The sequence below is a fragment of the Halobacillus trueperi genome (assembly GCF_003386945.1).
GTDB lineage: Bacteria > Bacillota > Bacilli > Bacillales > Halobacillaceae > Halobacillus > Halobacillus aidingensis.
Window position 1 is genome coordinate 37146 of record NZ_QUAE01000014.1, and the last position, 14211, is coordinate 51356.

The following is a 14211-nucleotide window of genomic DNA, read 5'->3' on the forward strand; positions in this document are numbered from 1 at the left end:
ATGAAAAAAGGACGCTAATTTTCAATTAGTGTCCTTTTTTCATTTTTGTTTAAGCGATTTATTGATAGGAAAGTTATCTTTAAAGTAGTTTATTTCTTCATTTACTATACTTTTCAAGTGTTCTTTTGATTGTAAACTGTAGATCGTTTTTGCTTTTTCCAAGTAAGATAATCCATCCTCTATAGATAATTGGAAAAAATAATTACGCCCTATTTGATAATGAAATTCCGCAAATAAAAACATATCTTCATTCTTCTTACATTCAATGATTCCTTTTTCACAAACCTTCAAAGAGTCAACATACCTCTCTAGGTCAGTGTACACTTTAGAAAGATTATATGAGACCTTACTAAAAAGCCTTCTGTCTCTAATAGATGGAACCCTACCAACCATTTGGTAAGCGCTTCCCAAATGTTCAAGAGCTTTTTCAAGTAATGATTCATTCCTATAGATTATCCCTATGCTGTTTAATAGATTAATATCTAGTTCAGTAAATAATAAGCTTTTGTTTTGGTGTGAAAGACATGATAAGAGAGTTTTTATGGATTTTTCAAATTCCTTATCCAAATGATACTGATAGATACCTTTATGCCATAATAAGTAACTTCTTATAGGACCTTTTTTAAATAGAGGATTTTTTATTTCGAATTCCACAATGTTCTTAAGGAGTGAGTAATCTCTTTGCCTTCTGGCTTCAGCTAATTGAGACTTAACCTCAAGAAGGTAATCATTTCTTTGACTCTCTTCTTCATTCTCAAGAAAGTAATTTATATCAACGCCTAATCTATTGCTTAGTCTTAAGAGGACATAGTACGAGGGCAAATGTGTATTACTTTCTATTCTGCTTACTTCTGATTGAGAACATATGTTTTTAGCTAGTGCTTCTTGTGAAATCCCATATAATTTTCTTACGGTTTTAATTTTATCTCCGATTTTTTCTTCCATCTCATAATTCCTCCTTATGCATAAACACATAAGTTGTATCAAAAAAGTTAAAAACTCCCTCATAACTTCCAAAAATCTACTTTATCCAGGTGTATTGTACCATAATATGTTTTGTTTGCTCCAAAGATTTCATCTAATATTGGTTTGTAAAAATAAATAGAGGTGATTCCATTATGAAAAAAGTCTTAATAATCTTAGTGCTTGGATTAAGTTTATTGGGGGGCTTCTTGCAAGCTAATAATACCCATCAATCATCCGCTGACGAGATAAGCAAACAGGACTTACCAGATCAGCATTAAAAAATTATTGGGGGGATTGAAGCAGGAATTATTGAAACATGTGTCCTCCCCAATACTTTACCACTGCAAATGATGAGCGGTCAGTTACCACTCTTTTGTCTTTTAAACAGAACCTTCACTCTCTCCGGAAGTAGCAGCAGATAGTCCCCCTATAATATAGGATCCCTTAAAGACTATTTTTGAACCTTTTATGTAAGACATACTGATTAAATCCCTTCGGTTAACCCTCTCATAGTACCGATTCCTCTCTGATATCTAATATTTTATATCTAAGTTAGGTTGTTTCCAGGTATCTTGATTTTCTTCAAAAATATTGTAAAGAGCTTGATTGGGACTCCAAATTTTTGAAAAGTAAAATCAATAAAAAGGAGAGAAGATATGAAGTAGTTGGCATCTTCTCTCCTTTTCTATTTGCGAAATTTCACTTTTTAGAATGTTAGTTTAAAATAAACTAGAACTATATGAAGAGAATTACTTCATACCAATTCGTTCATAGATACCATTTAACCCTTTTTATTAGAATTGGAAATCACCATCTTTCATTAATAAAACTTCCGTTCCGTCTTCTTTCATCCCTACCACGTTCATATCTTCGGTACCAAAGGCAACATTGACTAACAAGAGGGACGTATTCAGTCCTGCTTCCTTCAACGCTTTCCCAGATAGGTTGTTGCCATGTTGTAGGTTGGAAGGAGAAGCGTTGCCGATGCCAATATGGCAGGTCGTATTTTCATCAAACAATGTGTTGTAAAAAAGCATATCCGCATTAGCAAGTGGTGAATGGTTAGAGACCAAGGCAATTTCCCCTAGATAATGGGAGCCTTCGTCTGTTTCGATCAAACTTTGTAACGGTTCCTGGCCAGTGGAGGCATCATAGGCCGTAATCCGTCCCTCTTCAAAAATGAGGGAGACATCATCGATGACACTTCCTCCATAGACAAGCGGTTTTGTGGCTACGAGTTTGCCATTCACCTCATCTTTATGGGGGGCTGAAAATATCTCCTCTGTGGGAATGTTCGGAAAGAAAGGGATTCCCTGGTTATCTGTCACCCCCCCGCCAATAAAGACGTGACTGTTTGGCATACCGACGACTAAATCCGTTCCTCGGCTATTGGTAAAATGCAGGGTGTCAAACTGGCAATCGTTTAGAAACGTTTTCCGAGACTCGAAGGCTTGGTCATGATTTTCCCAGTCTTTGATAGGATTTGTTCCATCTGCCCGCGCTCCACGTAAGATGGCTTGCCATAACGATTGCACGGCTTCTTCTTTACTTATTTGAGGAAATACCTTCGTGGCCCATGCGAAGGACGGGACAGCTAGAAGACACCAGCGTACCTCGTGGGACATAATCTTTGCATAATACTCCTCCAACTTGGTGCGGGAGGCCTTTTGAAAACGGCTGATCCGTTCTGGGGAAACATCCTTAAAGACATCGAAATCTTCAGAAATAACATGGATGTAAGCAGCATCCGCATTGTCCCATTCCTTAAAGCGGGCATGCTTCCAGTCTGGAAAGTGATCGATGGCAGCATCAGCGGCATGTATATAAAATGCTTGGGTAGACTGTTCGTCTGTCCAGTCCATCACCACATTTGAAGCCCCCGCTTCATAGGCTGCAGTTTGGATAAGACGAGCAAAAGTTGCGTTTTTTATGTCACTATGAATAACCACAAATTGATTTTTCTGTACATTTACACCAATTCGCACCGCAAGTTCGGCATACTTTTGCAATTGTTCTTCACTAACAAGCTCATATATTCCTTTCGTCATCACATATTCAGCTCCTAACTTTTTCCTTGATAGAATGTTAAATCGATGAAAGTAATTACACTCAAATGCTTTAGACCTTTTATGCACCCTCATTCTTTAAGCCAGACACTACAAGGATTTATTTAAGAAGGAAGCACTCCAGAAAGAATAGTGCAGCGCATTTCCTGGAAAGGTTCTTCTTTCCTTTCATCCATCCAAAAAAAGGATAGCCCTTCAGATTAATGAGGCGGTATCCTTTTCGATAGGCTCTGATAAAAGAGTTTTACCTGCAAAGGCACATTCGCAAATGGGTATTAATCGTCTAACGAAGAAGATGTTGTTACGTTCATTTGATTTATTCTCTCTATCCTATAAGCTTACTCTCCAACCATCCCATCTCCATCATTATCGCGAATATAAGGGTATAACCAATGTTATATTTTAGGTTAAAGGCTGTTACGCTTGGTATTAAAAGAACCACACATATTAGACATGTCTAACATGTGTGGCCTTATTTCGATCTCATCTTCAACAAATGCACCCGTTACTTGAAGACTTGATTTCGAGATGATTACACGAAAAAATATATCCATAACCATTCACTTTTTCTCTTTGCAACAGTTCTTGTTCGACTCTACCTCAGATGGTTCTTCTTTCTCTTCTCTGATCTGCACTTCACAACAAGAGTTTCCTTTCTTAGAGCCCATCAGTTTTTTCAACCATTCCATAATGGATCATCTCCTTTCATATTAAATAAAATAGGAAACCGGAAATCGTGGACATCATCAAAACGGAGCTCACGAACGCAATGACAAGTTTTCGTTTGAAGATACTGTGGAGAAGAGTAATTTCTGGTAGGCTTGCGCCAGCTGAAGCAATCATGAGCGCCATTACAGGTCCGAGAGCCATTCCCTTCGTGATGAGTATTTGAGACAATGGAATCATCGTAGCCAAACGGATATACAGAGGGATTCCGATGATAGCCGCAATAGGCACGAGCCACCAGTTCTCCCCTCCCATATATGTAGATATCCATTCACTCGGAATAGATCCATGAATAATCGAGCCGATTCCTGCTCCGATAATCAGGAAAGGATAAACGGTTTTCATCAATGATAACGTTTCTGCTAGAGCACATTTAAAATCGAACCTCTTTCCTGCCTCAGGATATGAAAACCCATCAACCATCACATTCTTCAATTGATTCTGGAAACCAAGTGAGCTTAAAGAGAATCCGATTATGACGGAAAATAAAACCGTCACCATGGTGTATGTTAGTGATACCTTCCAACCGAGTATTGCCGTCATTAAAGTGATGATCGTGATGTCCAAGACCGGGGATGCGAATAAGAAAATCATGACAATCGAAAATCTGACTCGATTACGTAGTAAGTTCACAACAATTGGAATGGTCGAACAAGAACAAAAGGGAGTCACAAAAGCAAAACCAACGGCAATCACGGCGCTGACAAGCGGATGACTCTTATCCATAAGCTCTTCCATTCGTCGATACGGAATGAAACCTTGCAGCAAATTGATGGCGAAAGATACGACCACAAACAGCAATGTCAGTTCTAGAGCAATACTCAGAAAGCTTTTTAATATATCCTCCATTACACACCTCCTTCATCAACCTTTTTTGATTAAAAACCCATATTGAATGAATCTTCAACAGCAACAACAAGCTTCTTCACTCTTTCTCTTGAAGAAGTCAGTCAAATGGGGATAGAATCTTCCTCTTTCGGATTTTTGAGTTTGAGTATCTGGTGGCTGACGGTAAAAGTGTATAGATTTTTTTATTTGTTCTCTGTTCATCTTCAGTAAATAAGGGTTCATCCTTCGACACACCTTTCATCAATTTTTTTTGATATATAGTGCAAAAAATTTATCTTCTGAACAAACAACAAAGCTCTTCAGACAATAGGTGGTTGATTTCGGAGTGATTCAACTTGTAATAACTCCAAGTTCCACGCGTTTCTTTCAGGATTATGTCTGCGTCCATCAAGATTTTCAAATGGTATGAAAGCTTTGACTGGGGTAAATGTAGCTTTTCCGATAGATCACAAACACAGACTTCACCAGACTCAGTAATTTCATGAAGAATGTGCAACCTCTTTTCGTCTGCCAGTGCTTTAAATTTTTTTTGATAGGTAAGAAATGTTGAATCCAATGAAATGTCCTTGTTCGCTATTTCTTTCTTCATATTCTCGCCTCCTTTAAATCAATTTTTTTTGATGTATAACAAGGATAAACTTTCCATAAGGAGAAGTCAATCGATAAATCAGTTTTTTTTGATTAATAATTCATTGCAGCACTCTTTATCAATCTTTGGGATTGCAAAAAGGACTTGAACAAATTAAACATCTTATCCGGAACCAGAGAGAAAAGCTTCATCATTTACAAAAGCCACGAAACTCAACTTTTTCTTTAGCTTTTCTGCACCGTTACTTTAACAAGAAGACAAGAAGAACTAATTTCCCTTATTGAAGTAAAGCCCCCGTTACTTGAATACTCGAAACTGAGATATCTTTAGACTATTTGTGCATCACACATTGAGCTTTAATGTGTTTAAACTTATTTCTTTCGTAAAAAGGAATTAACTCCTCTTCACAAAACAGGCTGATGACATCAATGTGAGAAAGCTCTTTTAATAGCCGTGAAACAATTTCCGTTCCAATACCTGACTTTTGAAATTTTGTATGTATTACAACATCTTCTATATAAGCCCTAAACTTTCCGTCTGAAACAGCCCTTGCAAAGCCTATAAGAAGATCTCCATCCCACGCACCAACGGATATTTCACTTTCTAAGATATTCTCTATGTCCTCTTCTTTTCTTTTTTCCCACCAGCCTGCCTCATTATAAAGTCTTTTAAGTTCAGCTGCTTTTATTGGTTTTTCTGTATAACTTTTAACTTCTATTTCCATACTTTCACCCGTTCATATTAAGATTCCCAAAAGTATTCTTAACCTTGGAAGGTATATGGTGCAGACGATTCCAGCAAACTTTCTACTCCACCATCATGGTAAGGCATTAGTTGGTTTGCGGTATTTATATCCATCCACTTAATATCATCTACCTCATCTTTATGTATTATTTGTATAGCACCTTTTACAATTTTCGCTTTGTAAGTAATGAATAGAGCATGATGGCCCTTATTTTCAAAAAACGCTTCATTTATAGCGACTATGTGTTCAGTTTTTATTATTAAATTTGTTTCTTCCTTACTTTCTCGCATAGCTGCTTGTTCAAATGTTTCACCTTTTTCAACAGCACCGTCAGGAAGGGACCAACCACTACTTTTATTCTTCACCATCAAATCTTTCTGTTCAATTTCATTAAAGATAAAGGCATAAGCTACGTCAACTCGTTTCACTTCAAATCACTCCTACTTAATACATTTGTTTCCGTCTAAATAATAATTGCTTATAGGACAAACGCCCCCGTTTCAGGAAGACTTGAAATCAAGATAATTCTGAGGTAACATTATGTCTCTATCAAGTGAAAATATGTAGTATCACTTTACATCACTCGTATATTTTTCAGGTAAAAGCTCTAACGAATTACATTTAACTAATTCTCCATTATACTTCAATATAACGTCCGTATCTTTACCATAATCACTAATTAATTCTCTGCACATTCCACAAGGAGCAACCACCCAACAGTTTTCTATATCCTCATGTGGGTGAGGATGAGCAACAGCAACAATCGTTTCAAATTCGTGGTCTCCCTCTGAAATAGATTTACCTATTACCATAGCCTCTCCACATACTGTAATTCTTCCAACGCCTGCCTCTACGTGAACAGATGAATAAACATTGCCGGTCTTAGTTCTAACCGCAGAACCAATGTGGTGTCGTCCATATCTGTAATTATCTTCAATCACCTTCTCTGCTGCTTTAATCAAATCAAAATCTCTATTTTCCAATGGTTTTGTCTTTAACATAACTATTCCCCCTATAATTTTCCACCTTACAAGTATTTCAAAATGAAGGTAATAACTCAATTACTATTTTCTAAAAAACTCAAAACCCTATTTCAGAATAGCCCCCGTTTGTGGACCAATTGAATTCAAGATAACCTTCTTAAACACCTCTAATTTGCTTCAATATAATGGTTGATAATTTTCAGAAGTCGATCAGAGCTTTCCGTTGGAACATTTTCAGAAAGCCTGGCTGCAGCAATAATAGGGGCCCATTCTAAGATTTCAGCTTTTGAGAGGCCGTTCTTCTTACAATATATATTCAAATACATTTCCGCCATCTCGCGCGAAAACTGAGTATATAAAAGATAAGTCCTACATACATCAGCCCGGATATTTCCAACACTTGCATCCACCCAATCTATAGTTGCCGCTCTATTGTCAGATATGATCACATTGTATATGTGATAGTCTCCATGACAAAGTCTACTCTCAAAGGGCATGGAATCTAACTTATCTAGTAACTTGGCTTTGAGGTTCATATTTAAATTTGGTGCATGTTCTATTTGTCGTTTTAATTTTGAAGACATAAGTTCAATAGTGGGACCTTCATATTGATGTATTTTTTGTTGAATATCTATAGAAATATCCAGATAATATTCTCTTTGATCCGGGTTGCGTGATATAAGCCCACCTATTGTCTCCCCAGGGATATACTCCATTAAAATAGCTTGCTTTCCACTTAATTGAGTAACATCCAATACCTTTGGAACCTGAAGTCCACATGAGTAAGCATAATCTTGCTTATAAGCTTCATTTATCGATTCAGTCTCAGGTAAATTGTCATTGAATACTTTAAATACCTTGTTCTCAAAGAGATAAAGCTTTGCTGTATTACCTACTGCTAATGGATCCCCTAAATCATCTATGTTCATATGGCACCTCTATTTTCGGTTTCGATATTATTAAACTAATGCCCCCGATACATGAAGACTTGATTTCGAGATATCTTAAGGACTTTCTAATACGGGACTAATAGATGAATATACTAAGTTACCTCTTCTACTTCAAATTCTAACTTATCTAAATCCCATACATCTTCTTCATATTTTTTTATAACTTTTGCCTGTACTTTTTGTCCTTCCTCATATTCTTTGGGATTGGAAACTCTTATAGTTAGTGACTTTGGTTGTTTTTCAAATTCATATAACTCTGTTAAGGATTCTGCATCATCAACTGTAAACGATCCTTCAATTTCGATTTCCATATTCCCACTTTTATCGTTAATTTCTGTTATATTCCCAAGAAGAAAAGTTCCTTCTTTATTTTGGGAACACCCCATCAAAGTAATAGCTAAAATCACAATAATGAAAGTCATCTTGCTTTTAGACATTAGGCAAACCCCTTGCAATTATTCTATAATCGCTCTTTTAAGCATTCGCCCCCTATACTTTAAGACTCGATATCAAAATATTATTCTAAAAGCTACGTAATTAATGGCACAACATTAATTACAGGTTCCTCATATGGATGAATACTTTTTATAATATTTCTAATCTCCTCTATTCTCTTGTAAGGCGACTTAAACTCCATTTTGCACTCTAACCCAAATGCTACTTTATTCTTTTCACCTGAATAAGGGTCTGAAGATTCTAGGGGCCTCCAATACCCTTTGGTCTCAGTATAAGAAACCACATGATCATACTCTCCAACAGTTAATACTCTATTTTTGTTCAATTGGTCACGTAAAGGTACTATGTATTCTTCTGGTAATAACACTTCAAACTTCACATAACTGAAATTCATTAAAATATCCTTTCCTCTATAATAATAAAGCCCCCGTTTCTATAAGACTTGAATTCAAGATATACTGAAACAGAACGTCCCTATCTAAAGCACTTAGTAGTACAAATATTCCTATTTAAAATAAAGATATATAAGAGAATAAAAATACCAAAACAATATACTTATAATCTATAAGGGATGATTCCTTTTTAGTCGAGCCATTCTTAAACACCCCTTCAATATAAAATGATACTTTCACTTTAATGGAAATTCCCACACCAAATTATATTTTTATTGAATAATCGCCTCCTTGAACAGAAAAATTGATCTCGAGATATCTTTTAGTAGGCCTTTAACTAAAGCAACCTATAACGGAACAATGGGCATACTCCAAATATTCTTGAATTGCGTCCGTTATTGAAATAGTAACCTATTTTTCCTTCTTCAATTTCTGAATTTAAGAAAAATAGCGTATAAGCCAATAATTAAACCAGGAATTCCATACAGAAGATTTTGGTTAAATGCAGAAAAGCTATATGAAATAAACATCAAACTATACATAACATGAATCCAGGATAAATGCTTATCTTCATTTTTAAAGGCTACTATTAGTTCAACAACCGCCAAAACAATGTTTAAAAAACCTATTATCCACCAAAACACCCCTAAACCTCCCTATAAATATCCTTTTATCCATTCTCACAAACCTGCTCCATTAGTAAAAAAGGGAGCGTCCATATTGAAAAATCGCCCCCGTTAGTTTAAGACTCAAATTCAAGATACCTTGTAATAGATCTCTAACTATCAAAGCACCCTTTAGTTCAATAAGCTATTTGTTTAATTTGGTTAATATTGTTTGCAGCTCTGTCAAATCGTCAATGACCATATCAGCCTGAGAAAGTTCATCTTCTCGTGCAAAGTCAAAGTTGCATCCAATTGAAACTAAACCATTATCTTTGGCTGCATTTATATCTGAAAGTCGGTCTCCAACTACTGCTCCATTAGTGATACCGTATTTTTTTATAATACTTTGGACTAAGTCCGATTTATTCAACGATTCTATTTGTTGGATACTGAATGTTTCCGTAACCCATTCATCCAAATGATAATAACTGACAATCGCTTTTAAATATTCCGTTAAACCATTACTTGCTATGTATATTGAAAAATCATTCTCTTTTAAGTAACTAAAAACTTCTTTTACGTTAGGATATAAAGCACCTTTACCACTGCTTATATTTTCAATTAGTCTATCTAGGAAATAAGTATCCATTTGTTCTCTTTCCTCAACGGAATGATTAGGTAACAAAGTCTCCCATACTTTCGGTAAAGGAACCCCCATAATTTCACGGTATTTACCAATAGGGGTTTCCTCATTCCATTTATTTAGTGATCGTAAACGCTTAAAAGCATCATCTAGTGATAATTCAAGTATCTTGTCTGTTTGAAATAGTGTTCCATCCATATCAAAGATTAGTGATTGTGCCATTATTTTCTCTCCCTTTTTAAAATCCTTAAACGCTTACCGTTTTTATCCTTGGAATATCATAACTCAAAAACAACCTCTTGTTGACTATCCTGCCACGTTAGTAAAATAGCGATCGTCTATATTGAACAATCGCCCCTGTTACTTTAAGACTTGAAGTCGAAGTGTTATTAGTATAATCATCGTTACAATACGACCTTTTTCACCAATACCATCTTATGATATAGCATAATGGTTACCGGATATTTTGAACTTTTATCAATTCTATAATTCCTTCATTTATTGTTGGATCAACTTGAACTAGTTCTGTATTTTCAATAATATCTTCGTAAAAATCTTTTCCAGCAGGGTATTTACCATCCCATCGTAAGGGAACCTTATATACATTAATTGTTCCATCTCCATTTCCACTATATGTAACGGATCCTTCTACCAATCGACTCCCTGCTAGTTGGATAACACCTTCTGGATAGTTAGCACTAGTTTCATCATCAGAATTAATCGGAGTACCAGCTGGTATATGTTTTATATTCAATTCATCAACTTGTCTCATTTCTCCAAGTTGCCACCATATTCGAGCATATTCAATCTCCTCAGAAGAATATGTATTCAATAAATCATCTTCAGGATTTGAGGTTTCTGTAGTCGTAGTTTTCTTAGAACCTTTATCTGCCGATTTATCTAAATCTGTAGTAGATTCCGATTGATATTCCTCATCCTCAATTTCACTGTTTTCTTTTGTCTGATCAATATCTTTGGAATCTGAAACATCATTATTACCAGATTTATCTAATTGCGCTTCTGACTTACCGTTAGCACTACTTGAACACCCTACGAGCAATAAAATAAGTATGAGTATGAAAGTGTTACTATTGAATTTTTTACCAAAATTATCCATCATACAGAGAACTCCTCTCAGAAACATATTAAATTTAGAATAATGAGCTTAAAATAGAACCTTTCATGAATTGGTTTTAGAGGTTTATTAATTGATTTTTCGCCATAAAATAGGCATGTGCTGTAAACAACTGAGTTTTCACTTTGTTAGTTGTTATTAACACTCCAAAATTATTAAAATCGTATAAATGTACCCCGATTTCTTCAGTTTCATCTAGAGTCTGCGTAGTTACTTTGGTTGCTTCTTGAATTAAATAGGTTTTCACTTTGTTATTTTGTGTTGCTGGATTGACCATAAATTCACCTAACAACACAGGTTTTATTGAAGAAACATATCCTGTTTCCTCTCTAACTTCTCTAATCAGTCCTTCCTCATGAGTTTCATTACTTTCCTTTTTTCCGGCTGGAATTTCTAAAAAGAAATCTTCCGCTGCATGACGATATTGTTCCACTAGTACCATTTGTTTTTCCTTAGTTATGATCACCCCATTTACCCAGTCAGAATATTCATTAACGAAATAATCATCAATCACTCGACCATCCGGTAGTTCACAACAATCTTTTCTAATATTACCGAAGGCACTTTTATGTAAATACTCTGATTGTAATGTTACCCACTTGTTCATAATATTCTCCTCGTCTATTTTCCAAATTATAACATAAAAGGGTTTGTTTCGAGTTGAAGTTTCTAACTTTCTGTCAAATTTTTAATTAAAAAAGGCGACTATTCTTATTGAATAATCGCCCCCTTTACTTGAAGACTCGAAATCAAGATATGTTATGTGTAATTTTCTCAAAGCATCTCAATTTCGCTTTTGTTTTAATGCGAGAGCTTTTTCTCGACGTTCCTTTAATTCTCTAATAGTTGTGTTGTTTACGCTATCTTCACGTTCAATCGCTTCATTAATGACTGCAACTTCATTGTCATAGTCTTTGAGTTTTCGATATGCCATTGCATATGATTTATATAATGCAGGTGCATTGTAGCCGTGGTATCGTGCTATATCAAATAACTCAATTGCTCTTTCAAGATTGCCAGCTTTTCGTTCCTGATCGCCTTCTTCCCAATGCAGCATCCCTTCATCAAACCCTTTTTCCCAATCGTAAAGATTCATTATTTCTTTAAGTGGAACTCTATTGTGGACTGGGTTAATCAAGATCTTATCTTTTGAGTCTGTTTTAACTTCACCAAACTTTTCTTTTAAAAACTTCCACAAATCAATTAAATGATAAGTTGGTATGTGCCGTCCCAGCTTCTCTAATGCTTGCTTTTGGTCATTCTCATAATTTGTGACGTAATCGTCACCAATATATATCCAAGCAGTAACAGATTTTGCATATTTGCTTTTAATTATTTTAATCCCGTTTGTGGACAATAATAACCTTGTTTCATCTTGATACTTGTCTAATTTCCCATCATAAATAACATTGACTTCATCCCTTATATTTCTATTAATAAATGCTACCGCTTTTAAGTTTTCGGACCTAACTTTATCAAATGAACGTGATTTCACTCCAAAATAATGTTCTTCTATCTCACTTGCATATAGAGTTGGAGCAGTTTCAAATTGCAATTCAGGGGTTTCAGGGCTACGGTCATATCCGTTACCTCTTTTAGAGAAGAGTGGTATTATGCGATTTGTTAGTCTGTCGTTTGTTTCATTTAATATCCGTGACATTTCTTTACTCTCTAACTCTATTGCTTGGTCTTCGGTTAATCCAATTCCAACAAAACGATATGAAGTATCAAACATTTCACGAATTTTTTCAGCTTCATATGCTCGTTCGTGGAACGTTTTATAACGGTTGCCACGCCCTTTTCCGACATAGAATATTTCGCCAGTATTTTTAATAAACCATTCATACACATAAAAATCCGTGACTGTACTACCAGTAGAAACGCCCACAGGGGATGAAGAAATAGAGATCCCATAGTTTTCATCAGAGGAAATATTGAAATTCACACCTAAACCTACATCGTTATCATGTTTAGGTGGTCTATTTTCTTTTTTTCGATTTAGTAATTCACCAATATCATTGAGCAATCTCATTTAGACATCCCCTTTTTACTTCTTAATATTATTAAACTAATGCCCCCGTTTATGTAAGACTTGATTTCGAGGAAATCATTATGATCAATAAAGGATTCCATATAGGTACGGTATACCGTTTTTGTTCTCTTGATCTTGGATAGATCAGGTCCCACCCAATCCTTACTAGAAGAAGTAACATTACAAGAATCATCCCATAAACAAAAGGTTTATTTAATATTTTAGAACCAATCAAAACTGAAAATATTCCGATGAAAGTCAAGATATTGTCAATCCTTTTATCGACCTCTTCGTCTATTGCATGTAAATATTTCTTCAAGAAATGCCCCCGTTTCTATAAGACTTGATTTCGAGATATCGATAATGAAAAGATAAAACTTCCCAATTAAGAAGGCAGTGTCTGCATTAAATCGTAGAAATATTTAGGGTCACCCGTATTAAAGTAGCTATACCACGCCTCAAGGGTCTCCTCAGAGAACACATCTAACTTAGCTAGTATAATTTGAGCGAATGGCAGCGCACCTGCAGAACTAGCTGTTATCAAGTTTTGGTCCGAAATAGCTTTAACATCTCTATAATAGGATCCTCCTTTATAACTCGGGCTTACCATCTTGAGATAATAAAGACTGTTGCTAGTATGTACACGTTTATTAAATACACCAGCTTCGGCGAGTACAGTTGTAGCACCGCAAATTGCAGCAACAATTGCTCCACATTCTAACAGTTCAGTTGCCTTTTCTATAATAGGTATATTCATGAATTGCGTCCGTCCGTTATTGAAATAGTAACCTATTTTTCCTTCTTCAATTTCTGAATTTAAGAAAAATAGCGTATAAGCCAATAATTAAACCAGGAATTCCATACAGAAGATTTTGGTTAAATGCAGAAAAGCTATATGAAATAAACATCAAACTATACATAACATGAATCCAGGATAAATGCTTATCTTCATTTTTAAAGGCTACTATTAGTTCAACAACCGCCAAAACAATGTTTAAAAAACCTATTATCCACCAAAACACCCCTAAACCTCCCTATAAATATCCTTTTATCCATTCTCACAAACCTGCTCCA

The 14211-nt window shown here is 35.4% G+C and carries 17 protein-coding genes and 1 pseudogene; all 18 read right to left on the reverse strand.

The genetic code is table 11. The annotated features are described in order from the left end of the window. Positions 1 to 39: 39 nt before the first annotated feature. On the reverse strand, positions 40 to 945 hold the full coding sequence (locus tag DYE48_RS15005) for a helix-turn-helix domain-containing protein (RefSeq protein WP_167449520.1): 906 nt from the start codon (positions 943 to 945) through the stop codon (positions 40 to 42). Positions 946 to 1760: 815 nt separating this feature from the next. Then, positions 1761 to 3014 (reverse strand): aminopeptidase, encoded by a 1254-nt coding sequence (locus DYE48_RS15010; RefSeq protein ID WP_115824335.1) that lies wholly within the window; start codon positions 3012 to 3014, stop codon positions 1761 to 1763. Positions 3015 to 3592: 578 nt separating this feature from the next. Continuing rightward, positions 3593 to 3721 carry a hypothetical protein gene (locus DYE48_RS21495; RefSeq protein ID WP_279629302.1) on the reverse strand — a complete coding sequence of 43 codons (129 nt, stop codon included), beginning with the start codon at positions 3719 to 3721 and terminating at the stop codon, positions 3593 to 3595. 16 nt (positions 3722 to 3737) lie between these two features. Further along, entirely contained in the window at positions 3738 to 4607 is an 870-nt protein-coding gene (locus tag DYE48_RS15015; protein ID WP_115824336.1) for a permease, read from the reverse strand. 271 nt (positions 4608 to 4878) lie between these two features. Beyond that, positions 4879 to 5196 (reverse strand): ArsR/SmtB family transcription factor, encoded by a 318-nt coding sequence (locus DYE48_RS15020; RefSeq protein ID WP_115824337.1) that lies wholly within the window; start codon positions 5194 to 5196, stop codon positions 4879 to 4881. Between the two features lie 331 nt (positions 5197 to 5527). Further along, positions 5528 to 5920 (reverse strand): GNAT family N-acetyltransferase, encoded by a 393-nt coding sequence (locus DYE48_RS15025; RefSeq protein WP_115824338.1) that lies wholly within the window; start codon positions 5918 to 5920, stop codon positions 5528 to 5530. A 38-nt stretch (positions 5921 to 5958) separates the two neighbouring features. Then, the gene (locus tag DYE48_RS15030) at positions 5959 to 6369 is read right to left on the reverse strand and encodes an NUDIX hydrolase (protein ID WP_115824339.1); all 411 of its coding nucleotides are present in this window, start codon (positions 6367 to 6369) and stop codon (positions 5959 to 5961) included. A 141-nt stretch (positions 6370 to 6510) separates the two neighbouring features. Next, a complete protein-coding gene (locus tag DYE48_RS15035; protein WP_115824340.1) occupies positions 6511 to 6942 on the reverse strand; it encodes a cytidine deaminase in 432 nt (143 codons plus the stop codon). A gap of 149 nt (positions 6943 to 7091) precedes the next feature. Further along, complete coding sequence (locus DYE48_RS15040; RefSeq protein WP_115824341.1) at positions 7092 to 7853, reverse strand: phosphotransferase family protein; 762 nt, start codon at positions 7851 to 7853, stop codon at positions 7092 to 7094. A 113-nt stretch (positions 7854 to 7966) separates the two neighbouring features. Next, positions 7967 to 8311, reverse strand: a complete 345-nt coding sequence (locus DYE48_RS15045; protein WP_115824342.1) for a hypothetical protein — start codon at positions 8309 to 8311, stop codon at positions 7967 to 7969. A 92-nt stretch (positions 8312 to 8403) separates the two neighbouring features. Further along, entirely contained in the window at positions 8404 to 8724 is a 321-nt protein-coding gene (locus DYE48_RS15050; protein ID WP_115824343.1) for a YqfO family protein, read from the reverse strand. A gap of 423 nt (positions 8725 to 9147) precedes the next feature. Further along, entirely contained in the window at positions 9148 to 9366 is a 219-nt protein-coding gene (locus tag DYE48_RS15055) for a hypothetical protein (protein WP_115824344.1), read from the reverse strand. A 166-nt stretch (positions 9367 to 9532) separates the two neighbouring features. Further along, positions 9533 to 10207: pseudogene (locus DYE48_RS15060) on the reverse strand (HAD hydrolase-like protein); the annotation flags it as partial. A gap of 217 nt (positions 10208 to 10424) precedes the next feature. Then, a complete protein-coding gene (locus tag DYE48_RS15065) occupies positions 10425 to 11090 on the reverse strand; it encodes a hypothetical protein (RefSeq protein ID WP_244199446.1) in 666 nt (221 codons plus the stop codon). Between the two features lie 73 nt (positions 11091 to 11163). Beyond that, positions 11164 to 11712 carry an NUDIX hydrolase gene (locus tag DYE48_RS15070; protein WP_115824346.1) on the reverse strand — a complete coding sequence of 183 codons (549 nt, stop codon included), beginning with the start codon at positions 11710 to 11712 and terminating at the stop codon, positions 11164 to 11166. Positions 11713 to 11889: 177 nt separating this feature from the next. Then, positions 11890 to 13137 (reverse strand): GIY-YIG nuclease family protein, encoded by a 1248-nt coding sequence (locus DYE48_RS21430; protein ID WP_244199447.1) that lies wholly within the window; start codon positions 13135 to 13137, stop codon positions 11890 to 11892. A 385-nt stretch (positions 13138 to 13522) separates the two neighbouring features. After that, positions 13523 to 13894 (reverse strand): DJ-1/PfpI family protein, encoded by a 372-nt coding sequence (locus tag DYE48_RS15085; RefSeq protein WP_115824348.1) that lies wholly within the window; start codon positions 13892 to 13894, stop codon positions 13523 to 13525. 46 nt (positions 13895 to 13940) lie between these two features. Further along, positions 13941 to 14159 (reverse strand): hypothetical protein, encoded by a 219-nt coding sequence (locus tag DYE48_RS15090; protein ID WP_115824344.1) that lies wholly within the window; start codon positions 14157 to 14159, stop codon positions 13941 to 13943. Between the last annotated feature and the right edge of the window lie 52 nt (positions 14160 to 14211).

Bases quoted from the DNA above. Each gene is read 5' to 3' on its own strand.
- DYE48_RS15005 (WP_167449520.1), bottom strand. From the start codon at position 945: ATGGAAGAAAAAATCGGAGATAAAATTAAAACCGTAAGAAAATTATAT.
- DYE48_RS15010 (WP_115824335.1), bottom strand. From the start codon at position 3,014: ATGACGAAAGGAATATATGAGCTTGTTAGTGAAGAACAATTGCAAAAG.
- DYE48_RS21495 (WP_279629302.1), bottom strand. From the start codon at position 3,721: ATGGAATGGTTGAAAAAACTGATGGGCTCTAAGAAAGGAAACTCTTGT.
- DYE48_RS15015 (WP_115824336.1), bottom strand. From the start codon at position 4,607: ATGGAGGATATATTAAAAAGCTTTCTGAGTATTGCTCTAGAACTGACA.
- DYE48_RS15020 (WP_115824337.1), bottom strand. From the start codon at position 5,196: ATGAAGAAAGAAATAGCGAACAAGGACATTTCATTGGATTCAACATTT.
- DYE48_RS15025 (WP_115824338.1), bottom strand. From the start codon at position 5,920: ATGGAAATAGAAGTTAAAAGTTATACAGAAAAACCAATAAAAGCAGCT.
- DYE48_RS15035 (WP_115824340.1), bottom strand. From the start codon at position 6,942: ATGTTAAAGACAAAACCATTGGAAAATAGAGATTTTGATTTGATTAAA.
- DYE48_RS15040 (WP_115824341.1), bottom strand. From the start codon at position 7,853: ATGAACATAGATGATTTAGGGGATCCATTAGCAGTAGGTAATACAGCA.
- DYE48_RS15045 (WP_115824342.1), bottom strand. From the start codon at position 8,311: ATGTCTAAAAGCAAGATGACTTTCATTATTGTGATTTTAGCTATTACT.
- DYE48_RS15050 (WP_115824343.1), bottom strand. From the start codon at position 8,724: ATGAATTTCAGTTATGTGAAGTTTGAAGTGTTATTACCAGAAGAATAC.
- DYE48_RS15065 (WP_244199446.1), bottom strand. From the start codon at position 11,090: ATGATGGATAATTTTGGTAAAAAATTCAATAGTAACACTTTCATACTC.
- DYE48_RS15070 (WP_115824346.1), bottom strand. From the start codon at position 11,712: ATGAACAAGTGGGTAACATTACAATCAGAGTATTTACATAAAAGTGCC.
- DYE48_RS21430 (WP_244199447.1), bottom strand. From the start codon at position 13,137: ATGAGATTGCTCAATGATATTGGTGAATTACTAAATCGAAAAAAAGAA.
- DYE48_RS15085 (WP_115824348.1), bottom strand. From the start codon at position 13,894: ATGAATATACCTATTATAGAAAAGGCAACTGAACTGTTAGAATGTGGA.